A 20894-nucleotide genomic window follows, 5' to 3' on the forward strand; every position below is an offset into this window, starting at 1 on the left:
TCAGATCTCGAAACCAATTCCCGGCAGGAAAGAGAATACGATGAGCGAATCATCGAGAATGCAGCGTCCCGCGTTGCCCAAGGTATCGCGCAGGCTCCGCGCCGATGACTGCATTGTCGTCGACAAGAAGGAATTGCGCCGCGCACAGATCGGCGCGGGCATTGGCAATTTCATCGAATGGTATGACATCGGGGTCTACGGCTATCTGGCAGTGACCATGACCGCGGTCTTCACCGAAGGCATGGACCAGAGCATGGGCCTGCTGGTGACGCTGTTCGGTTTCGCCGTGTCCTTCATCGTCCGCCCGCTGGGCGGAATGATCCTGGGCCCGCTCGGGGACAAGATCGGCCGGCGCAAGGTCATGTTCTTCACCATCGCCCTGATGGCCGGAGCCACCACGCTGATTGGCTTGCTTCCCACCGCTGGGCAGGTCGGCCTGTGGGTGATCGTCCCGCTGTACCTGCTCAAGATGCTGCAGGGCTTCTCCACCGGCGGCGAATACTCCGGCGCCGCAACCTACGTGGCCGAGTTCTCCCCGGATGACCGCCGCGGATTCATGACCTCCCTGCTGAACTCGGGATCGATGCTCGGCTTCGCTGCCGGTGCGGCAGTTGTCGCTGCCACCTCCGTGATCACCACCTCGGCGTGGGGCGAGAATGCGATGCTCGCCGGCGGCTGGCGCATTCCGTTCCTGGTGGCACTGCCGCTGGGCATCGTGGCGATTTCGCTGCGCAGCAAGATCCCGGAATCCCCGACCTTCGAAGCGGCCCGCGAGGCTGCCGAGGTCGGCGAGGTCCATCCAATGTTCGTCCGCCACAATCTGCCGAACATCTTCCGCCACTACTGGCCGCAGATCCTCATCGGCTGCGCCTTGATCGCCGCGGACGGCACCTCCGGATATATGCTCACCAGCTACATGCCCACCTATCTCGAAGCGGAAATCGGCTCGCCAGCGGTGCATACCGCGGTGGCAGCTGTGGTGGTGCTGGTCCTCCAGGCAGTGCTGATCCCCGTGATAGCCAACTGGTCGGACAAGATCGGTCGGCGGCCGATCTACATGATCGCGACCATCGGCAACCTGGTCCTGCTGGTGCCGGCCTTCGCGCTGATGCATGTTGGCACGATGTGGTCGCTGTACCTCTCGCTGTTCATGGTGGCCCTGCCCAGCGCGTTCTTCCTGGCCATGACCGGAGCTGTCATGTCCGAGCTGTTCCCCACCGCTTCGCGCTACGGCGGAATGGGCGTCACCCACAACCTGTCGATTTCCATTTTCGGCGGAACCACGCCGCTGGTCAGCCAGATCCTGGTGAATACCACGGGCAACCACTTCGCGCCGGCCTACTACATCATGTTCTTCTCGGTTATTGCGCTCTGTGCCACCTTCAAGCTGCGCGAGACGGCATCTCGTCCGCTGCTAGGTTCGGTGCCCGTGGTGCGCACGCGCGAAGAAGCGCTGGCCCTGGCCAAGGGACAGGATGAAAATGAGCTGCTGGATACCTCCACCATGCTTCTCGCCCCAGTGCCAGCGCGTGCTCCGGAAACAAGTAGCTAGCTTCGATATGCCTCGCAGCAACCGCCCGGTGGGCGTTCCCGATGGAGGGAACGCGCACCGGGCGGTTTGCATTGCGGGAATTATCCGCTGGAGCCGGTGCGTACTGGCTAGGCCTGCACCACGGGCCAGGCCTTGCGCGCGAGGTAGAAGTCCGAGATATCCACTACTTTGCGTACGCTGCGCCCGGTCAGCAATTCGGCCTGCTTGATCCGGTAGGCCAAGGTCTGCCGGTGAATGCCCAAGAAATTTGCGGTGTGCTGCCATTGCAGGTCGCGGTCCAGCAAGGCGAAAAGGGAATCCCGGTACACGGCTACCTGGTTGCTGGAGCCTGCCAGCGGGCCGAGCACCATGCTGACGATTCGCTCGGCTTCCGAGGCGGATCGGGCCAGCAGTGACACCTGCAGTCCGGAGAATTCAACGAGTTCTCCGGGCCGGGGTTCAGAAGGAATCGCCCCCTGCGCTTCTTGCGCCGCGCCTTCGAGGTCTGCGAAGCGCTGCTGCGGTGAGCTTAGTCCGAAAGTGGCCTGCAATTCGCTGGCGATCGTCCGTAGCACCGGAAGATCCTTCTCGCGCACTACGGCGATGGAGTTGTTCTTCCACGACGTGGCTAGCGGCATCAACCCGTGCAAGGACAGGGACATCGCCACGGCATCGAGCAGCTTTCCCGGGGCGCAGGCGACCCGGAATCCGGGCTCCCCAGCGATCCATGCACCGCCATCGATATCCTGTTCGCCCAGCTTGCCGGCCAGGCCCAGCCGCAGGGAAGTTTCGGCCGCGGCGACGGCATTGCCGGCATCCTGGAGCAGCGAATTGGCATCGACCGCGAGGATCTGCTTGAGGTGCACCAGCAGCAGGGCATCCAGTTGCGCGTCGGCCGGGACGAGCAATTGGGTGGGGCGGATGGTGGACAGGGAGTGGCGGCGATGCGCATTCGTGGGCAGTGTGCCGATCACTGGGCATCCGGTCATCGTGTCCTGGACAGCAATGTCCACCGAGCACAGCTTTTCCACCCAGTCGCCGCTGCGCTTGCCCTTCCGGTTCTGCGATCCGGCTTCCTGGTACATCCGGGAAAGTAGCAGGACCGAGCGGTTCAGCTGGTTGGTGGTCACGGCGGCCACTGTCCGGGCGATCACCACGAAGGGGGTTTGCGGTCCGGTGGACAGCACCGGGAAGGTCAGTTCATCGGCCGCCTGCAGCATCTCGCGTGTGAGCTCGGGTGCGAGCCCATCCTGGCCAATGATCAGCCCTGCAATCCCCGCAGCATCCGCCTTGCGGACGAAATCGGCCTGCTCTTGGGCTTCCGCGGGGATATTCAGGCCCAGGGACATCAATAGTTCCTCGTTACCCAGCCAGCGCCACGGCTCAGCGGATTCGCTGGTCTGCGCCCAGCGCACGATGCGTCCAAGGCCTGACTGGCCGGCGATCACCTTGGTATCCAAGGCCGGATCAGAAATGAGTTTGGCGATCGTGAGCAGTTCCGCCATCTTTTCTCCAGGGTTTTGTGCGCAGTGATGAAAATAGTATGAATATCATACATCCGCATAAGTGATCTCCGGGATGCCGCACCATACAGTGGCTACCAGTACACGACTGGCACATGAAAAGGACCGGAAAACCATGGACAACACTTACGACTCAGATGTCATCATCATCGGCGCCGGCCTGGCCGGACTGACCGCCGCCCGCGAACTGGGCGCAGCCGACTACTCGGTCACCGTGCTCGAAGCGCGCGACCGCATGGGCGGCCGCCTCTACACCGAGGACCGCCTGGGCAAGCACCTGGAGCTGGGCGGAAACTGGCTGCACTGGACCCAGCCGCACGTGTGGGCCGAGGTCACCCGCTACGGACTGCGCGCGGGCCGCGGCCCGAAGTCCGAGGAGACCTTCTGGTATGCCGATGGCAAGGTGCAGCGCGGGGACCTGGCCGGCTTCATGGACCTGATCGACCACGGCATGCACGCCCTGGTAGGCGAAAGCGGAAAGCTCCTGCCGCGCCCCGACTTGGTCTCCAATGACGATCAGTTCGCGCAGGCCGATCAGCTGACCTTGCAGCAGGCCCTTGACCGCCTGGATCTGAGCGATGACGAGCGCCAGGCCAATGAAGCGGCCTGGGTGGGGCATTGCAATGGGCCGCTGGACCAGGTCGGCTTCAGCGCAGCGATCCGCTGGACCGCGGCCACCTCCGGAGCATGGCGCGTCATGCATGAGGCCAGCGCCGTTTACCGGCTGGAAGATGGCAATGACCAGCTGGTCAAGGCCATTGCATCCGACGTTCCCGGAGAGATCCGCCTGAATGCGCCAGTGGCCTCGATTGCCCACGATGAGCAGGGCGCCACCGTGGTACTGGCAAGCGGCGAGAGCTTGCGCGCTCGCCGGGTCATTGTCACCGTTCCGCTGAACATCCTGCACGAGCTGGATATCCAGCCTGCGCTGTCGCCGGTCAAGCGCGAGGTGAGCCAGGCAGGTACCGCATCACAGGGGCTCAAGCTCTGGATCCGGGTGAAGGGTCCGATCAAGCCATTCTTCGCGTACTCCACCCAGGAGCACCCGCTCTCGGTGGTACGCACGGAATTCGTGGGCGAAGAGGATGCAGTACTGGTCTCCTTCGGCGCCGACGCCTCACGCTTGGACATCACCAGTATCGAGGACGTGCAGGAAGCGCTGCGTGCCTGGCGCGATGACCTGGAAGTCCTGGAAATCGCGGCCCACGACTGGAACGCGGATCCCTACGCCAAGGAAACCTGGCTCATCCACCGGCCGCAGGCCTACACCACGGGCCAAGCCGAGCTGCAGCGTGCCGAAGGGGCAGTGCACCTGGCCGGCAGCGACCTGGCCAACCTTTGGGCCGGCTTCTTCGACGGTGCTATCGAGAGCGGGTTGCGGGTATCCCGTGAGGTGCGCGCCGCACTCGAAGGGTAATCGGGCCTTGGCTCGATTTATGGGCAGAGTGTTCACCCTGCGGTCAACCGGCTAGGCTGAATAGAAGACTATTCGAAAGGCTGGTTCCCCTCCATGGGAGAAACAAGTGGAAAATCCTCTGGCGGCATGGCGGCAAACCGGTCGGTTTCACGGGCAATCGCGGTGCTGCGCGCCCTTGCCGCCAGGGGGGAACCCTTGACGGTCACGGAGATCGCCAAGCAGATCGGCTTGGCCCGGGCCACGGTCTTCCGCCTCTTGCTGACCCTGGAAGAAGAAGGGTTCGTCGACCGCCAGGACACGCACTACACCCTCGGCTGGGATCTGGCCCGCATTGCCCAGGACGTTGATCCCACCCCGGGGTTGCTATCCAGGGTCAGCGACGTGGTAGTGGAGATCGCCGACATGCTCAACGAAACGGTGACGCTGAGCGTGCGCCACGGGAAGTACGACCTGGATCTCGTGCAGCAAGCGTCTCCGCGCGCCATTGGCATGTCGATGACCGAGCTGCAGGGCCAGCGCTGGCCATTGCATGCCTCGGCTACCGGAAAGCTGCTCCTTTCCGAACTGGATAAGGAATCGATCCGCATTGCTACCGGAAGCAAGCTGGAAAAGCTGACGAGCCAAACGATCACCACATGGAAAGCCTTGGACGCCGAGCTGGATCAGATCCGCGAACGCGGCTGGGCAAGCACCATTGACGAGCTGGAAGTGGGAATCATTTCCGTGGCGGTCCCGATCCGCGGCGCTGGCAACGATCTCATCGGAATGCTCGCCTACATGGCACCGCGCCACCGTGTGGACACTGAAAAGCTGGAAGTGCAGAAGATCGAGGGCCTGCTCGAAGGTGCCAAGATGGTACGCCGACGCATCGTTTCGATGACCGGGGAATAGGCCCGGGCAATGCTGGCGTGCAGCAACCTGCGTCGCCTGGTTGGCTCTGCGGAGCAGTGACTGAGCTCATAGACCTTTGATTGACACGTCATCGACTTTCGAGATGGATCGGAGTAGCGTCCAAGGTATGAGGCCAACGGAAATCCCGTGACCATCTTGAAACGGAAAGTGGGTCCATCATGGCTCAGTATGATGTAGCAGATCGTTCGGCAGTAGTCACCGGCGCCGGTTCGGGCATTGGGCAGGCTATCGCCATCCTCTTAGCCGCCAACGGAACCAAAGTGGTGGTCCAGGACCTCAATGCACAGGCCGCTGGCGCTACCGTGGAAACCATCAAGGCCGCAGGCGGAGAAGCCGTAGCTGTTGCAGGAGATGCCAGTTCTTCGGCTGTCATCGACGAAACCATCAAGGCGGCCAACGCCATGGCTCCATTGAAGATCGGCGTCAACAACGCAGGCATCGGCGGCCGCGCCGCCAAGGTGGGCGAGCTGACCGACGAGGACTGGGACAAGGTCATCTCCGTGAACCTCAACGCCGTCTTCCGCGGAACCCGCGCCCAGGCCAACGCCATGAGCGAGAACGGGGGAGGGTCCATCGTGAACATGGCCTCGATCCTCGGCTCGGTGGGCTTCGCCGGCAGCTCCGCCTACGTTTCCACGAAGCATGCCGTGGTGGGCCTGAGCAAGACGGCCGCCGTGGAGTATGCCACCTCAGGGGTACGCGTGAACAGCGTGGCCCCGGGCTTCATCGACACCCCGCTGCTGCAGCAGATGCCCAAGAAAGCCTATGACGCGCTGGTCGACAAGCACCCGATCGCCCGCTTGGGCAAGCCGGAAGAAGTGGCGGCGCTAGTGGCCTTCCTGGCCAGCGATGCCGCGTCCTTCGTGACCGGCAGCTACCACCTGGTCGACGGTGGCTACACCGCCGTATAGCCCGTCGGATCAAGCGGATGCGGTGCGGAGCTGTGCCGCATCCGCTGGTTTATTGCTCCTGGCGAGCCCGCGAATCCAAGCAATGAGCCTCAGGCGATTCCAATGCCTTGGAGCCGTTAGCCAGCTCATGTTTTTAGCCGAAACGGAATAAGTTGCTTGCGGAGGTAGTTACGCTGTGCAACTACAATTTCCAATTCAGGAGTCCCGCCCCATGGATCTGTTTTCCCCTCTCGCCCTCGGCGACCTCAAGCTGTCCAACCGCCTGGTCATGGCACCGCTCACCCGCTCTCGCTCTGGCAAGGACGGCGTGCCCAACGCAGATGTAGTCGAGTACTACCGCCAGCGCGCGTCCCTGGGCCTGATCGTCAGCGAGGGCACCTACCCGAGCTTTGCCGGCCAGGGCTTCGTCCGCCAGCCGGGCCTGGTCACAGAGGAGCAGATTGCCGGCTGGAAGGAGGTCACCGATGCGGTGCACGCCGAAGGCGGCCTCATCGTTGCCCAGATCATGCACGCCGGACGAGTCACCCACCCGGAAACCACCGGTGCAAACTACGTCGAGGCGCCAAGCGCCATAGCAGTTGAAGGCGAGTCACGCACCTACACCGGCAAGCACGCGTACCCGGTTCCGCATGCCCTGGCCACCGGAGAACTCCCAAGGATCATCGAAGAATTCGTCACCGCTTCGCGCAACGCCATCGCCGCCGGATTCGACGGCGTGGAGCTTCACGGGGCCAACGGCTACCTGCTGCACGAGTTCCTGGCGCCTTCGGCCAACACCCGCAACGACAACTACGGTGGTTCCCCGGAGAACCGGGCCAGCTTTGTCATCGAAGTCGTGACCGCAGTAGCCAACGCCATTGGCGCTGGCAAGACCGGCCTGCGCATTTCGCCGGAACACAATGTCCAGGGTGCCGTGGAAAACGATCGTGCGGATGTGCTGGCTACCTACACTGCGCTGGTCCAGGGCATCGCGCCACTGGGGCTGGCCAACCTGAGCATCCTGCACCATGACCCAGCCGGCGAGCTGGTCCAGTCGCTGCGCGAGGCATTTGGCGGACCGGTGCTGCTGAACACCGGCTTCGCGGAGATCACCACCTATGAGGAAGCCGCACGCGTGGCTTCCGAAGGCTGGGGCGAAGCGGTTGTCGTGGGACGCCCTGCGATTGCCAACCCGGATCTGGTGCGCCGCTGGAAGGAACAGCTGCCGCTGAATGAACCAGATTTTGCGACCTTCTACACTGAAGGTCCAAAGGGCTACATCGACTACCCATTCTGGGAGAACTAGCCTCTAAAACTTCTGACTTAGTTTAGATGAAGCCACCGCTTCCGTTCGTAAACGGAAGCGGTGGCTTCTCCAGATCCAGCGAGCTACACGTCATGCTCTAGAAGAGTTTGAGTTGTCGCACAGAGATGTTCGACCTTTGGATAAAGCTTGCTCGGTAGTTCGCTGTTGCCTATGGCCTCGGATTCGTTTTCGAAAACTTCTGCCATGGCGATAGGCAGAGCGTACGTCATCGCACTCACTGTCATCCGCAACCACTCTTCATCTATTTTTGCTTCACGAGCAAATCTTGACCAATGCTTTGATGAGACTCTCCCGAACTGTCGCTCGCCCCCGATGGACATGGCGGCCTTCCGCAATCCATCGTTTTTCTTCGGAAAACCGTCGTTACTAACGTGTTCGTAGGGCAAGCCAGATGCGATGTCATAAAATGGCGCAAGCTGCACACGGCCATCAGGGAGATGGAGTATCGAGTAGTTCTTGCCGTGTGCGTCGGGAGCTCCCAAAAGGTAATTTCCTATTAGGCCTTCAATGAATTTTTGAACTTCAGTTTCAGGAGCACGAGCTTCTCGAAGGGTCTTAATGATCTTGAGTGCGCTGGGTCCTCGGTTCGACTCGTACTTGTTTGTAGGTAAGGTCGAAGTGGCCTGGCAGAAGTCTTCTTGATGGACCCGATAGACGTTGTTTCCCTCAATAAGCCGATCGTACCGTTTCACCACGATTGTCGATTGCCCGTCAAACTGCGTGAAGTTGGTTTCGGCAACTTGTAATCCCATGCGTCCCAAAGTCTTCAGGCATAGGTGCTCATTGAGTGCTTGATCTCGAAAATCTTGGATGCCGGGCTTGAAAATGTGGGTTGTCGGTTCGCTGCCAGTGGCTTCATGCCATCCGTCCTGCCATCTCAAAGCGAATTTGCTTTGAGCTCCAGCTAGTGACCACCTTTCACGACCGACAGTCCACGATCCTTTCGGAGACGAAAATAAAACCCTGATGCGTTGACCGATTTCATTGTCGTTGCAAGCCACGAGTTCACCTGCGGAACGCGTTAACTCATCAATTTCATCCGGCCGTACGAACTGCACTGCTCCTGCACATTCAAACCCAATATGCTCAAGTAAGGCGAAGGGATTCTTTGCCGAAATGCCAAAGTCATCAGCGAACGACTGGCGGACAGCTTCGCCTTCCGGAATTAGCCCCTCGATGAACGGATCAGTAATAGAGCGCTGGTAAGGGGTCTCTCGATAGGGCATTGCCAGGGATAATCTGGCTTGTCTAGAATCTTGTGGGACGAATTGAAATTTTCTGTTACCGGAATGATCTTGTTGAAGGATTCCGACAGGCTGCCCGTATAAAAAGGTCACGAGTTCTTTCATCGCGGGCCCTGTTCGTTGTTCTCATCTTTATTGTCCGGTTCATTGCATTCGTCATTATCAAGAAGTGCTTGATCCTGCTCGCTTTCTACGTCGTTCGCGGTGCTTGAGTTGCGATCGAAAGTCGAAGCATCTGAACTAGGCAACCCTTTTCTAAGGGACTGTTGCAACGCCGATTGACCGAGATCGGAGGCGGCTAGGTTTCGGATGCCTGTTTGGTTGCGCAGTTCTTTGGCGAACTTTTGGAATGAGGATTCGCCGAGACCCGATGCGGCTAGTTTTCGGAAGGCCGATTGACCTATGTTCGAGGGTGCCAATCTTGGGAAAGAGGACTGATCCAAACTCGAGGCTTTTCTAATTGCTTCCGACGCGGCCGGAGAGATACGAGCTATCGAATGGTAGCGGTCTTCATCTGATGACTCGATTTCGGGTTCAGCATTGAAAGAAAGATTTATTGATATCCCGAGTGCTTCAAAGGTATCTAACACCTTGCCGAGTTCAGCTCTCGTGCGTACACCCTGCTCCAGGCCTATAAGCCATTTGCGCGAAACGCCTGCGCGGTCGGCTAGGGCTTCTTGAGTGAGGCCGAGTTTCATCCGGGCATCATGCACGAATGCTCCGAGTTCCTTTTGGGTCGAAACGTCGCGATTCATGAAACCTCCTGTTGTGCACGTATATACACATTATTATAAGTGAACGTACGTGCACAATCAAGAAGGTGAATATACGTACACTTTTACGAAAGTATACGTTTGTTCACATTGATTAATGTGAATGAACGTGCGCGTAGGCTTAGGTCACTGGGCAACAGGGAGGTTTCAATAGCGAAAGCTTTTGCGTCAAATCGCTCTTGATGAGCTTTTTCATTTGCGCAAAGTCCAGGTCATCTCGATCGCCGAACTTCAGCACCGGAAAAGAGTATGAGGATTTTCGGCAGTCAGAAGTGCTCTTGGTACCTCAAAATAGGGGAGCTGAACGCAGGCCAGGCGTAAAGGGAGCCGGCTATGGGTCCCTCCAAAGCGATGGTATGAATTCCCCTTACTATCACTTTCTTAGAAAATGATAGTAAGGATCCGTGTTGCTATCACTATCCGCTTGGTGGTTCGTGGTGGCGACGTAACCAGTCGAGGAGCAGCACGTGGAAAAAGGAGCGGATCAACGATCCCGTCCGGCACCATTGTCAGGGGCGACTGAACGCTTTGTTCGATGAACGTCCGGCTTTCCGGACCGTATTACCGTAACCGGTACAAGTCCGGTTGGGCCCCGCCGCATCGAGGCGTAGCACAAACACCTCGAGGAGCGAGATGGGCAGACCGCAGAAGATTCCTATGAGCCCATCAGGGTTTCGGCGGCAATGCGCATATGCTCGGAGATTTCCGCGCTGACCGCGGCCCTGTCGCCAGCTTCGATGGTGTCCACCAGCTTGAAATGCCGTGCGACATCCATATTGCGCACCCCGCGTTCGTAGCCGCCGAACATGATGGACATGCGGATGGAGCCCTCAAGCTGCTCCCAGGCATGCAGCAAGGTGTCATTCTCGGACAGCCGGCACAGAGTGCGGTGGAACTCGAGATCCGCTTCGATCCGCTCCTCGATTTCATGGCCCTCGAGTTGCTCCATGGTGCTGACCGCGGAGCGCAGTTGCGCGAGAGCGTCTGAAAGGTCTTCGCGCTGCAGCAACGTCGTTGCCGCCAGGGTTTCCAGCGAGGCACGCACCGCGAAGATGTCCTGGATTTCCTTGTTGTCCAGGTGGCGAACTGACAACCGGCCGCGTTCGCCTGCGGAGACCAGGCCCTCCTGCTCCAGCTGGCGCAAGGCTTCGCGCAAGGTGCCCCGGCTGATCTGCATGGAGGCAGACAGCTCTGTTTCCACTAGGTGGGTGCCTTGCTCCAGTTCACCGGTCGTGATGGCGCGGCGCAGGGCGATCAGAGCCTGCTCGCGCAGGCTCTTTTTCCGAAGCCCCACCAAGGAAGAATCGGCCATAGCCATAAAGCGCCCCTCAATCTTGGAGATCAACTGTTGATTGTTAACTGTTGATTTTAGCGCCTTTGGCGGGTGCGTCGAGAGCAACGCACCCGCCAAAGGCGATCGTTCTGGTGGATTACCCGGCGAGCTAGCCGAGTTCGGAGAGGACCTTGGACACAATTGCGCTGATCGACAACCCGTAGCGGTCATGGAGTGTCGGCAACGCGCCTGCGTCCAAGAATTCATCGGGCAGGCCGATGGGAACGACCTTAGAGGAAACCCCGCCGCGGATCATGGTGGAGGCCAGGGTCTCGAACAACCCGCCGATGACCGAGTGGTTTTCCAGCGTGACCACCAGGCGGTCCCCTCCAACCTCCTTCAGGACTGTTTCCGAGTCGAAGGGCTTGATGGTGGGGGAGTGCACCACCGAAACATCCACGTTGTGCTTGGCCAGTTCCTTCGCGGCATCCAGCGCGCGCATGGTCATCAGGCCGCTGGAGACGAAGACGACGTCACGTCCGCCGCGTAGTACTTTTGCCTTGCCCAATTCGAAGCTGTAGTCGTATTCATCCAGGACGGTAGGCACCTTGCCACGCAGCAGGCGCAGGTAGGTTGGCCCTTCGCAGGCCGCTAGCTGCGGCACCGATTGCTCGATGTCCACCGAGTCGCAGGGATCCACAATGGTCAGGTTCGGCATCCCGCGGAAAATGGCAATGTCCTCGGTGGCCTGGTGGCTCGGGCCATAGCCGGTGGTCAGCCCGGGCAGGCCGCCCACGATATTCACATTGAGGTTCGGCTCGGCGATATCCAGGCACAGGAAGTCATAGGCCCGTCGGGCCGCGAACACCGAATAGGTGGAAGCAAAGGGGATCATCCCGGTTTCGGCGAATCCCGCGGCGGCTCCGAACAGCAGCTGCTCGGCCATGCCCATCTGGAAGAAGCGTTCGGGATGCTGCTGGGCGAAGATGTGCATATCCGTGTACTTGCCCAGATCGGCGGTCAGGCCCACGATGCGCGGATCCTGGTCGGCCGCCTTGGCCAGGGCATGGCCGAAAGGCGCTGGCGCGGTCTTCTGGCCCGGCTCCGCGAAGGAAGCGATCATGGCCGAGGTTTTCAGTCGTGGTTTAGCGGTGGCAGACATTTAGGAGTTGCTCCCTTCGAAGCCTTCGGTGAGTTGGTCGCGGCAGATCTGCCATTCGTTGTCTTCAATGCGCATGAAGTGGGCTTTCTCGCGGTTTTCCAGCAGCGGAACGCCGCGGCCTACCTTGGTGTCGCACAGGATGACCGAGGGGCGCGAGGCGAGGGCCGCTTGGGCCGCGATGTTGTCGAAGGCCTGCAGCAGCGCTCGCGGGTCATTGCCATTGATCCGCTGGGCATACCAGCCGAAGGCTTCCCATTTCTCGGTGACCGGTTCGGTGCGCAGCACGCCGGCGGTCGCGCCATCGGCTTGCAGGGCATTGATATCCACCATGGCCGTCAGATGGCCCAGCTGGTGGTGTGCGGCACCCATGGCCGCTTCCCAAGTGGAGCCTTCATCGAGTTCGCCGTCGGAGAGGAAATTGATCACCCGCTGGGTCCTGTGCTGGTGGCGCAGGCCCAGGGCCATGCCCACCGCGATGGACAGGCCGTGGCCCAGCGAGCCGCCGGAGATTTCCATGCCCGGGGTGTAGGTGGACATCCCGGACATCGGAAGCCTCGAATCGTCCGACCCGTAGGTTTCCAGCTCTTCCACCGGGATGATGCCCGCTTCGGCCAATGCGGCATAGAAGCCGATGGCGTAGTGGCCGGTGGAAAGCAGGAAGCGGTCGCGGTCTTCCCAGTCCGGTTCTGCCGGACGGAAGTCCAGCTGGTCCGCGTAGACGGCCGCGAACATGTCCGCAGCGCCCAATGCTTGACCTACATATCCTTGGCCCTGCACCTCGCCCATATTCAGCGAGTGGTGGCGGATGCGGTAGGCGGCGTCGCGGACCCTTTCGGTGCGCTGGCCCAAATTCAGCGTCTGGTTGTCGGTGGCTGCAATTGCCATGGGAAGTCCTTTCAGGAATTCAACGGGTCGGGGTTCGGGTTGGCTCACCGGGTCAGACGCAACTTGCCTGCGGATTCTCGGCGATGGCTTGGTCAGCAAGGTGGCGTTCGCGAGGGCCCCAGGTTTCCTTGGTCACCAGCGCCGCCCACAAGCCGACTAGCGCGTAGCCGATGAAGAGCGCGGCCGGGCCCATCCAGCCGAACTGCATGAAAAGCAATGTGGTGATGAACGGGGTGAAACCGGAAACCATGGCCGAAATCTGGTAAGCCAGTGAGGCGCCGGAGGAGCGGGTCTTGGCCTGGAAGAGCTCCGGGAACCAAGCCCCCTGGGCACCTGCCATGGAGTTCTGGCAGATGGCATAGGAGATCACGATCGTGGCGATGATCATCAGGAACGAGCCGGTGTTGACCATGAGGAACATCGGAATGCCGAAGAGCGCGGCAAAGGCGCAAGCGAAGAGGTAGACGGTGCGACGTCCAACGCGGTCGGTGAGCCGGCCCCAGCGGTAGGTCGCGTAGATGCCGATGGCCGAGGCGATGCTCAAGGCGGTCAGCGTCTGCCAGTTCGCGGCCAAGCCAGTGGTGTGCAGGTAGGAGATCATGTAGGTGATGGAGACCGCGTAGCCCGCGGTCTCGGCAATGCGAAGCCCGATGCCGCGCAGGATATTGCGCCAGTCGGTGCGAATGACATCCTTGATCGGCGACTTGACGATCTGCCCTGATTTCTTCACGTCATCGAAGACCGGGGACTCCGGGACCTTCGAACGGATGACCAGTCCCACGATCACCAGCAGCAGGCTGGCCAGGAACGGAACACGCCATCCCCAGTCGCCAGGCAACTGCACGCTGACCAGGAACACCAGATTGGCCAGCAGCAGCCCTACCGGGAATCCGGACTGGACAATCCCGGTGAACCTGCCCTTTTGCTTCCATGGCGCGTGTTCGTAGGTCATCAGGATTGCCCCGCCCCATTCGGCGCCGAAGGCCAGGCCCTGGACAATGCGCACGAAGACCAGAAGCGCTGGAGCCAGCACGCCGACCTGCTCGTAGGTGGGCAGCACGCCGATGAAGAATGTGGCAAGACCCATGACGATCAGCGAAGTGACAAGCACCGGCTTGCGCCCGATCTTGTCACCGAGATGGCCGCCGATGATCCCGCCCAAGGGCCGGGCAGCGAAACCTACGCCCAAAGTGGCGAAGGATGCAAGCGTTCCCGTGAGCGGGTCAGCGCCGGGGAAGAATACGTGTCCGAAATACAGGGCGGCCGCGGTGCCGAAGCCGATGAAATCGTAGGTTTCAATGGTGGCTCCAACGCTGGAGCCTATCGCGACGCGCTTGGCGTCCTTGGTGCCGTGGATCGGGCCACGCATTTCTAGAGCTTCGCTGCTCATGAGTGGCTCCCTTCGTGAGTTGTGGGATGCGGGCAATTTTCATTGTTGACAGTCAACACTAATAGAAGTGTGAGCGACGGCACAAGTTCTGTCAAGAGAAAATTTAACAGTTGACTGTCAACAGTAAACAAAACTATCGTGGTGTGCACCACAAACTTCTGGTGCGTTTGTCCAGAGCAGAGCACCGCAACCACCAAGTTCGCCTCATCGTTGTTCGGGCGGGCCGTATTGAAAGCAGGAATCCGATGAATCAAACCCAGCGCACTGCAGTACTAACCGGTGCCACCTCGCCACAGGGGATCGGCATCGAAACCGCCCGGCACCTGGCCCGGGAAGGCTGGGGCATAGCGATTCTGGATCTGGACCACTCCGCATCCGAGCGCGTAGCCACGGAGATTGCAGAGGAATTTGGCGTGCCGGCATTCGGCCACCAGATCGACGTTGCCGACGAATCCTCGGTCGCCGCGGCCCAGGCGGCGGTGGCAGCCCGCGTCGCCGCGGGGGAACTGCCTCCTACCGGTGCCGTCGTGAACATCGCGGGGATTACCTCCCCGGTGGATTTCCTGGATACGACTTTGGAGATCTGGAACAAGCTCATGAACGTCAACGCCACGGGCACGTACCTGGTGACTAAGGCATTCCTGCCGGAAATGATCGAGAGCGGATGGGGACGTGTGATCAACATGTCCTCTGTCTCTGCCCAGCGGGGCGGCGGAGTCTTCGGCAAGGTCCCGTATTCCTCGGCGAAAGCGGCAATCCTCGGGTTCACCAAGGCGCTGGCCCGCGAAATCTCGGCCAGCGGCGTCACCGTCAATGCGATTGCGCCGGGCGCTGTGGATACCAACATCCGGGTGGGCAGCACCGACGAGCAGGAGGCGGCCATTGCCGCGGGCATCCCCATTGGGCGCACCGCAACCACCGGAGAAGTCGCATCGGTCATTGGTTTCCTGGCCTCCGAAGGCGCTTCCTACCTGACCGGCACCACCATTGACATCAATGGCGGCAGCCACATGCATTAGCAGTTCCAGGTTTGGGCCAGTCCAAGGACTAGAAGAAGCCAGCGGCCACACCCCGAATAGTTCGGGGTGTGGCCGCTGGCCTATTGTCATGTTCTGGCGGCGGCTATCCGAACCAGGGCTTCTCGGCAGCCGCGAGAGTCCCATCGTTCTTGGCCATGTTCAGCCACTGGTTCACGTATTCCTGGAACTCGTCATCGCCCAGCGGCAGCAGGTACGCCTTCTGGGAGAAATTGAATGGCTGATCCGGGTGCACCGCGCACAGCTCGGGGTGCTCGTTGGCCACCCAGCGGGTCTCCGAGGCGTCGGTGGTCATCACGTCGGCACGCCCGGCAATGATCTCATCGAAGATCTTGTTGTTGTCCTCGAAACGGATGATCTCGCCCTTCCGGTAGTTCGCATCAGCGAACTTCTCGTTGGTCCCGCCAATCGGGGTGATGGAACGGACCCCGGGCTGGTTGATTTCCTTGACCGTGTCGTACTTCTCCACGTTCTCGCACAAGGTGATGGGCGTCTTGCCCTCGTCCAGGGTGGCTTCGCTGTAGTAGGCCTGCTGGGCGCGTTCCATGGAGATGGATACCCCGCCCACGGCGATATCGCATTCGGAGAGGAAGTCCGGCATCAAGTCCTTCCAGGAGGTCTGGACGAACTCGGGTTCTGCGCCCATCGACTCGGCAAGATTCTTGGCCATCGTGATGTCGATTCCCGACCATTGCCCGGTGTCCGGGTCAAGATAGGTGAACGGCCGGTAGTCCCCGGTGGTGCAGACCTTCAGCGTTCCCGAGTCGCTGACCGCTGCCAGTCGGGTATCTGTTGCCTCTGGTTCCTGTCCAGCGCCGGGATCCGGTGCGGGAGCGGAGCATCCCGAGACGGATACAGCAACGCCCAAGGCGAGTAACGGCATACGGCGGATGAAGGACGGGATCTTCTTTGAACGGTCGGTCATAACTAAAACCTATAAGTTCCGTCCGTCGCCATACAAGGGCCGGTCGCTGATCTTACGTTCCGGAGCTGTTGCACGAACTGACGACGCGGTTATGTCCGACGATGCCGCGGCAAAGAACGATTTAGTACTTCAGAGACGTTGAACCGGGCACGGGGAGACTAGTCTCTAATCGGTCAGCTTGTCTCATTACGATTGCGGTGAATCACGGAAGAGGCCCTGGCTGTCAGTTGGGTGTTGCCAACGAACTTATGGAGTTCGATGAAGTACCGACTCACAGGGTAATCAATGAAGGTTTTTCTAGGACTTTAAAATTCTTTTTCGAGATCTTACGCGACCAGCCATCCAAGACATGTTCGGGAAGCTCACGGATTACCTTGTTCGTTTCCTGCAGTTCTCCGCCCCAGTTGACTTCGTGACCATGATTTTTGATGGCCTCCGAAAGTTCTGGGGTAATTACTGATAGGTGATGATAGAGTCGCTGAGCTTCGACAGGAGCGATTGCTGAATTCTTGATCGTATTGGTCGCAAATGCTGTGCGCTGTATGGCCCACATCAAACGGAAGGCCGCCTCAACAAATTCGTTGTGATCCTCGGAATTCAAAGTGGTTTGTGAGTCTGTCCGAGAGATTGCCCCGATGACCAATCGGCATCGAGCAATGGATTCTGTAGTGAGCGCGTCGACCGCCTCGTTCACTTTCGAACGCTCTCGCGCCCACTGATTCGTCATGTAAGTGCTAGCGGAAATGAATACTGAGACGCCTGAGAAGATAATGGCCATCATAGATAAGGTCAATTCAACTCCTTGATTGAGGGTTGTTCATTGTTTCATCGTGGTGTTTGCCTTGTCGAATAATCCGGTCCTGTGAAGGATGGATAGTTAATTCTTCAGGTTCCATTTTCTGCCCGGCAATTCATGAGCCCCACTGACATTCCGATATTCGTTCGGTTCTAGGCCAGATAATGCTGAGCGCGCGTCCACGTTTCGCTAGTGGTCTGGCCCTGTGGTCTTACATGTATCACTCCGAATTACGACCGGATGGCAAGTGAAGAAATTTGGCTTCGGTTGCTGAAACTGTGCAAGGCTGAGCCGTCGTTCGACGAATGGAACCCAATGAATGGAACGGATTTAGTCGACTCGCAGGAGCAGGATCGTGCAGCTAGACCGTTTTGTTGCGCAACGATCGTTGACATCCGCGACTCCCATTTTGCCTCCGCCAATGACCAGTCAGATAGATAATTAGTTGTTGAACTGCGCTTTTACGCCGACGTAAGAGGCCGGGGCATTCGATCATTTGTCGACGTCATGTCTAAGGCCGCGATGAGATCTCGACTGTGCTGATGTTTCGCATTGGTCAAGAATTCACTGAGGGAACGGTGCTCGACCAATTCGCCCTCATAGAACACGGCCACGTCGTCACTGACATAACGGATCACGTCCATGTCGTGGGAAATGACCACGAGGCTCAACCCCATGGAGTCGCGCAACTTAAGTAGCAGATCAAGGATGTGGCGCTGGGCTACCGAATCCAGTGCCGAAGTTGATTCATCGCAGATCAATACCTGGGGTTCGGTTAACAGCGCTCGTGCGATAGCCAGACGCTGGAGCTGGCCGCCGGAGCACTGGCCCGGCCTGCGATCCAGTAATTGCTCGGCCAATCCCACCTGGGCCATGGCTTGCGCCATGCGCTCGCCGGCCTGGATTGCCGGCAGCCGGTGCACCGCCGCGCTCATTGACGTGCGGATGGAAAGCCGGGGATCGAAGGACGAGTACGGTTCCTGGGCAATGACCTGCACCCGCGTTGCTTCGCCATTGCGGCGCGTATCGATGATCTGTCCGGTCGTTGGCTCTTCCAACCCGGCCAGCAGCCGGGCGAAGGTGCTCTTGCCCGAACCGGAGCGGCCCACCACTCCCAGGACCTGGCCGCCGTGCAGGCGCAAGCTTGTGGGCTTCAATGCTGCCGGGCCCTTTGCGCGGCGCGTGTAGTTCTTGCCCGCATCCACTGCTTCCAGCAAGCATGCGGAATCCTTAACGCGTGGCGTGCGCAGGGGAGGCAAGCTGGCTTCCACCAGCTCGCGTGTCTTGGAATGGCGGTCCTTGGAGAAGATGTGCGCGGTGGGGCACTGGTCCACAATTTGCCCGTCGCTGACTACTACGACGCGGTCTGCGATGTGCTGGATGCTGGCGATGTCGTGGGTGATGAACAGGACGCCCACGCCACGTTCCTGCTGCTTGCGGCGCAACAATTGCAGCACTTCGGCCTTGAGAATCGAGTCCAAGGATGACGTTGGTTCATCAGCCAAAATGAACTCCGGGTCAGCGGCCAAGGCGATGGCCAGCATGGCGCGTTGGGCCATCCCGCCGGAAAGCTGGTCCGGGCGCTGGCCGGCAATCTGCTGGGCAGGGGACAAGCCTACTTCTTCGAGCAAGGACAGCACCTGCTGCTCGTGCTGGCGGGCTTTGCCCCAGCCGTGGGCTCCCAGAGCTTCAAGCAGATGCGCGCGGATGGTCAGCCGCGGGTTCATCACGCGCTTGGGCTGCTGGAACAGCATGCTGATGCGCCGTCCGCGCACCGAGTCCATGGCCTTCTCGCCCAGCTGGTCAAGGCGCTGGCCGTCAAGCAGGATCTGGCCCTCGGCACGCAGCTGCTGGGGCAGCAGGCCGATGATCGCCTTGGTGAGCAGCGTCTTGCCGGAACCGGAACGTCCGACAACCGCCACCAATTCGCCGGCTCGCAGGGCGCCGCGTGCTTCGGAGAGCAATCGCTGATCGCCGGAGCTGACCGAAAGATCAATGAATTCAAGTTCTCTAGTCATGGGCTTCCGCCTTGGCCTCGGTGGCAAGCACGTCCTGCCCGCCCAGCACGTGGGTGATTCGATTGCCCAGCAAGGTGACGCAGAAGCTGACCAGGAAGATGGCTGCGCCCGGCGCAATCAGGCCCCAAGGGGAACGGATGGCATGGGGCTGGGCTTCGGCCAGCATTGAACCCCAGTCGGACTGCGGCGGCTGGACGCCGATGCCCAGATAGGACAAGGAGCCGAGCAATACCAGCAGCAGCCCGAAGCGCAATGCCGCCTGGGCCAGCACCGGTCCAGCCACGAAGGGCAGGACGTGGTGGCGCAGGATGAACCAGCGCGAAGCACCGACATGCCTGGAGGCTTCGACGTGGTGGGTGGATAAGGCCTGGGCCGCCATGGAACGCACCAACCGTGCGGTGGGGGTCCATGCCACGACGCCTACGGAAAGCACCATGGTGAAGAAACCGGGACCCATGACCGCGATGATCAGCAGCGCAATCACGATTTCGGGCAGTGCGAGCAGCAAGTCGTTCACGCGCAGGAAGAGCTCATCCAGCCACCCGCCGCGCACCGCGCTGAGCAGGCCCAGTGCGGTGCCAACCAGCAGCGCGAACAGCGTGGTGATCAGCGCTACCGATAGCGAGAACCGGCCACCGTGCAGCACGCGGCTCAAGGTGTCGCGGCCCAGGGCATCGGTGCCCAGTAGATGGGACAGGCTGGGTCCCTGCAACCGGTCCGCCAGGTTCTGGGCGTCGGGGTTGTAGGGGGAAATCCACGGAGCGGCGATGGTCAGGATGACCACCGCCAGCAAGATGAACGCGGGAGGGGAAAGCAGGATTTCCCTGGAATGATTCCTAGCCATGTCGTACACCAATCCTCACATTGGGATCGCTGATCCTGTGCACCAGGTCAACGATTCCGGTCACCAGTACGGCACAGGTGACGACCACCACCACGCCACCCTGGGCGACCGGGATATCGGCATCGACGATGGAGTCGAAGATCAGCCGGCCCATTCCGGGAATGGCGAAGATGACTTCCACGATGACCGACCCGCCCAGCAGTCCGGCAAACCAGACACCCACCATGGTCCACAGCGGCAGCAAACCGTGGGGAACCACATGGCGGACCAGCCCCTGGGTGCTGCTCAGCCCGCGGGCGCGGGCGGCCAGCACGTGCTCGGAGTCCAATGCCTGGCGCACCCCAGAGCGCACCGCGACGGTGAAGAAGCTGATGGGGCGCAAGGCCAGAATGAAGACCGGCAGCACCATCGAGGCCGGGGATTCGAAACCGGCCGAGGGAAGTAGCGAGAAGCGCACCGCGAAGAGCAGGACCAGCAGCGGAGCCAGCGCATATTCGGGGATGGCAATCAACGCATGGGTCGCCGAGGTGATCAGCCTATCGGGCCACCTCCCGGCACGGGTGGCCGACAGCACTCCCAAGACAATGGACACGGCGATGGCCACCACCAGCGCGCTGCCTGCCAAGGACAGGGTGACGCCAATGGCCGGCAGCACCTGGTCGGCTACCGGGGTGCCGCTGATATGCGAGATGCCCATGTCTCCAGTGGCGAACCGGCCCAGCCACCGTCCGAACTGCACCAGCATCGGGTCGTGCAGGCCGAATTGCTGTGCGTAGGCCTGCACCGTTGCCTCGTCGGCGGCCCCGATGTCCATGCGGGCGCGCAGCAAGGACCGCACGGGGTCCCCGGGGGAAACGAAGGGGACCAGGAATACCGCGAAGGATGAAAGCAGAACTGCTGCGCCGAGTCCAATGGCCCGGCGCAGCATGGTGGCTAGAGGAGACACG

18 protein-coding genes are annotated in these 20894 nt (G+C 60.4%); 6 read left to right on the forward strand and 12 right to left on the reverse strand.

What is annotated here, in order from left to right; all coding sequences use genetic code 11:
- The first annotated feature begins 40 nt into the window (after positions 1–40).
- A complete protein-coding gene (locus EDF61_RS16145) occupies positions 41–1552 on the forward strand; it encodes an MFS transporter (protein WP_286172302.1) in 1512 nt (503 codons plus the stop codon).
- Between the two features lie 107 nt (positions 1553–1659).
- Here EDF61_RS16145 and EDF61_RS16150 read toward each other — a convergent pair whose 3' ends face one another.
- Complete coding sequence (locus EDF61_RS16150) at positions 1660–3036, reverse strand: PucR family transcriptional regulator (protein WP_133834784.1); 1377 nt, start codon at positions 3034–3036, stop codon at positions 1660–1662.
- Between the two features lie 133 nt (positions 3037–3169).
- Here EDF61_RS16150 and EDF61_RS16155 point away from each other — a divergent pair, with 133 nt between their 5' ends.
- The 4 genes from EDF61_RS16155 (at position 3170) to EDF61_RS16170 (ending at position 7579) form a co-directional block, all read left to right on the forward strand.
- A complete protein-coding gene (locus EDF61_RS16155) occupies positions 3170–4471 on the forward strand; it encodes a flavin monoamine oxidase family protein (protein ID WP_133834785.1) in 1302 nt (433 codons plus the stop codon).
- A 93-nt stretch (positions 4472–4564) separates the two neighbouring features.
- The gene (locus EDF61_RS16160; RefSeq protein ID WP_105659173.1) at positions 4565–5362 is read left to right on the forward strand and encodes an IclR family transcriptional regulator; all 798 of its coding nucleotides are present in this window, start codon (positions 4565–4567) and stop codon (positions 5360–5362) included.
- Positions 5363–5541: 179 nt separating this feature from the next.
- Positions 5542–6294, forward strand: coding sequence for an SDR family NAD(P)-dependent oxidoreductase (locus EDF61_RS16165; protein WP_105659174.1), 753 nt, complete (start codon positions 5542–5544; stop codon positions 6292–6294).
- A 211-nt stretch (positions 6295–6505) separates the two neighbouring features.
- Positions 6506–7579: an alkene reductase gene (locus tag EDF61_RS16170; RefSeq protein WP_105659175.1), complete on the forward strand. Its 1074-nt coding sequence runs from the start codon at positions 6506–6508 to the stop codon at positions 7577–7579.
- Positions 7580–7662: 83 nt separating this feature from the next.
- Here EDF61_RS16170 and EDF61_RS16175 read toward each other — a convergent pair whose 3' ends face one another.
- From EDF61_RS16175 to EDF61_RS16200, 6 genes are all read right to left on the reverse strand, one after another.
- Positions 7663–8949: a type II toxin-antitoxin system HipA family toxin gene (locus EDF61_RS16175; RefSeq protein ID WP_133834786.1), complete on the reverse strand. Its 1287-nt coding sequence runs from the start codon at positions 8947–8949 to the stop codon at positions 7663–7665.
- The gene (locus EDF61_RS16180) at positions 8946–9599 is read right to left on the reverse strand and encodes a helix-turn-helix domain-containing protein (RefSeq protein WP_105656052.1); all 654 of its coding nucleotides are present in this window, start codon (positions 9597–9599) and stop codon (positions 8946–8948) included. Before EDF61_RS16180 ends, EDF61_RS16175 begins: the two co-directional genes overlap by 4 nt.
- 673 nt (positions 9600–10272) lie before the next feature.
- Positions 10273–10935 carry a GntR family transcriptional regulator gene (locus EDF61_RS16185; protein WP_105656053.1) on the reverse strand — a complete coding sequence of 221 codons (663 nt, stop codon included), beginning with the start codon at positions 10933–10935 and terminating at the stop codon, positions 10273–10275.
- Positions 10936–11059: 124 nt separating this feature from the next.
- The gene (locus EDF61_RS16190; protein WP_105656054.1) at positions 11060–12052 is read right to left on the reverse strand and encodes a transketolase family protein; all 993 of its coding nucleotides are present in this window, start codon (positions 12050–12052) and stop codon (positions 11060–11062) included.
- Positions 12053–12937, reverse strand: coding sequence for a transketolase (locus EDF61_RS16195; RefSeq protein WP_133834787.1), 885 nt, complete (start codon positions 12935–12937; stop codon positions 12053–12055).
- 52 nt (positions 12938–12989) lie between these two features.
- A complete protein-coding gene (locus tag EDF61_RS16200; protein WP_133834788.1) occupies positions 12990–14327 on the reverse strand; it encodes an MFS transporter in 1338 nt (445 codons plus the stop codon).
- Between the two features lie 245 nt (positions 14328–14572).
- Here EDF61_RS16200 and EDF61_RS16205 point away from each other — a divergent pair, with 245 nt between their 5' ends.
- Positions 14573–15346 carry an SDR family NAD(P)-dependent oxidoreductase gene (locus EDF61_RS16205; RefSeq protein WP_133834789.1) on the forward strand — a complete coding sequence of 258 codons (774 nt, stop codon included), beginning with the start codon at positions 14573–14575 and terminating at the stop codon, positions 15344–15346.
- Positions 15347–15449: 103 nt separating this feature from the next.
- On the opposite strand, the gene EDF61_RS16210 is transcribed toward EDF61_RS16205, so the two are convergent.
- The 5 genes from EDF61_RS16210 to EDF61_RS16230 all read right to left on the reverse strand — a co-directional run bounded on the left by EDF61_RS16210 (position 15450) and on the right by EDF61_RS16230 (position 20893).
- Positions 15450–16289, reverse strand: a complete 840-nt coding sequence (locus tag EDF61_RS16210) for a transporter substrate-binding domain-containing protein (RefSeq protein ID WP_133834790.1) — start codon at positions 16287–16289, stop codon at positions 15450–15452.
- 271 nt (positions 16290–16560) lie between these two features.
- Entirely contained in the window at positions 16561–17082 is a 522-nt protein-coding gene (locus EDF61_RS16215; protein ID WP_133834791.1) for a hypothetical protein, read from the reverse strand.
- Positions 17083–17546: 464 nt separating this feature from the next.
- Positions 17547–19103, reverse strand: a complete 1557-nt coding sequence (locus EDF61_RS16220) for an ABC transporter ATP-binding protein (protein ID WP_133834792.1) — start codon at positions 19101–19103, stop codon at positions 17547–17549.
- Positions 19096–19947, reverse strand: coding sequence for an ABC transporter permease (locus EDF61_RS16225; protein ID WP_286172304.1), 852 nt, complete (start codon positions 19945–19947; stop codon positions 19096–19098). The genes EDF61_RS16220 and EDF61_RS16225 overlap by 8 nt, the downstream gene beginning before the upstream one ends.
- Positions 19940–20893 (reverse strand): ABC transporter permease, encoded by a 954-nt coding sequence (locus EDF61_RS16230; RefSeq protein WP_286172305.1) that lies wholly within the window; start codon positions 20891–20893, stop codon positions 19940–19942. Before EDF61_RS16230 ends, EDF61_RS16225 begins: the two co-directional genes overlap by 8 nt.
- Position 20894 lies beyond the last annotated feature (1 nt).

Origin of the sequence: Arthrobacter sp. JUb115, from assembly GCF_004365035.1 — a bacterium.
Lineage (GTDB): Bacteria > Actinomycetota > Actinomycetes > Actinomycetales > Micrococcaceae > Glutamicibacter.

What these genes read in the sequence shown, in the direction of transcription:
- EDF61_RS16165 (WP_105659174.1), top strand. Translation starts at nt 5,542, where the DNA reads ATGGCTCAGTATGATGTAGCAGATCGTTCGGCAGTAGTCACCGGCGCC.
- EDF61_RS16155 (WP_133834785.1), top strand. Translation starts at nt 3,170, where the DNA reads ATGGACAACACTTACGACTCAGATGTCATCATCATCGGCGCCGGCCTG.
- EDF61_RS16145 (WP_286172302.1), top strand. Translation starts at nt 41, where the DNA reads ATGAGCGAATCATCGAGAATGCAGCGTCCCGCGTTGCCCAAGGTATCG.
- EDF61_RS16200 (WP_133834788.1), bottom strand. Translation starts at nt 14,327, where the DNA reads ATGAGCAGCGAAGCTCTAGAAATGCGTGGCCCGATCCACGGCACCAAG.
- EDF61_RS16205 (WP_133834789.1), top strand. Translation starts at nt 14,573, where the DNA reads ATGAATCAAACCCAGCGCACTGCAGTACTAACCGGTGCCACCTCGCCA.
- EDF61_RS16170 (WP_105659175.1), top strand. Translation starts at nt 6,506, where the DNA reads ATGGATCTGTTTTCCCCTCTCGCCCTCGGCGACCTCAAGCTGTCCAAC.
- EDF61_RS16185 (WP_105656053.1), bottom strand. Translation starts at nt 10,935, where the DNA reads ATGGCTATGGCCGATTCTTCCTTGGTGGGGCTTCGGAAAAAGAGCCTG.
- EDF61_RS16175 (WP_133834786.1), bottom strand. Translation starts at nt 8,949, where the DNA reads ATGAAAGAACTCGTGACCTTTTTATACGGGCAGCCTGTCGGAATCCTT.
- EDF61_RS16220 (WP_133834792.1), bottom strand. Translation starts at nt 19,103, where the DNA reads ATGACTAGAGAACTTGAATTCATTGATCTTTCGGTCAGCTCCGGCGAT.
- EDF61_RS16210 (WP_133834790.1), bottom strand. Translation starts at nt 16,289, where the DNA reads ATGACCGACCGTTCAAAGAAGATCCCGTCCTTCATCCGCCGTATGCCG.
- EDF61_RS16195 (WP_133834787.1), bottom strand. Translation starts at nt 12,937, where the DNA reads ATGGCAATTGCAGCCACCGACAACCAGACGCTGAATTTGGGCCAGCGC.
- EDF61_RS16225 (WP_286172304.1), bottom strand. Translation starts at nt 19,947, where the DNA reads ATGGCTAGGAATCATTCCAGGGAAATCCTGCTTTCCCCTCCCGCGTTC.
- EDF61_RS16150 (WP_133834784.1), bottom strand. Translation starts at nt 3,036, where the DNA reads ATGGCGGAACTGCTCACGATCGCCAAACTCATTTCTGATCCGGCCTTG.
- EDF61_RS16190 (WP_105656054.1), bottom strand. Translation starts at nt 12,052, where the DNA reads ATGTCTGCCACCGCTAAACCACGACTGAAAACCTCGGCCATGATCGCT.
- EDF61_RS16180 (WP_105656052.1), bottom strand. Translation starts at nt 9,599, where the DNA reads ATGAATCGCGACGTTTCGACCCAAAAGGAACTCGGAGCATTCGTGCAT.
- EDF61_RS16160 (WP_105659173.1), top strand. Translation starts at nt 4,565, where the DNA reads ATGGGAGAAACAAGTGGAAAATCCTCTGGCGGCATGGCGGCAAACCGG.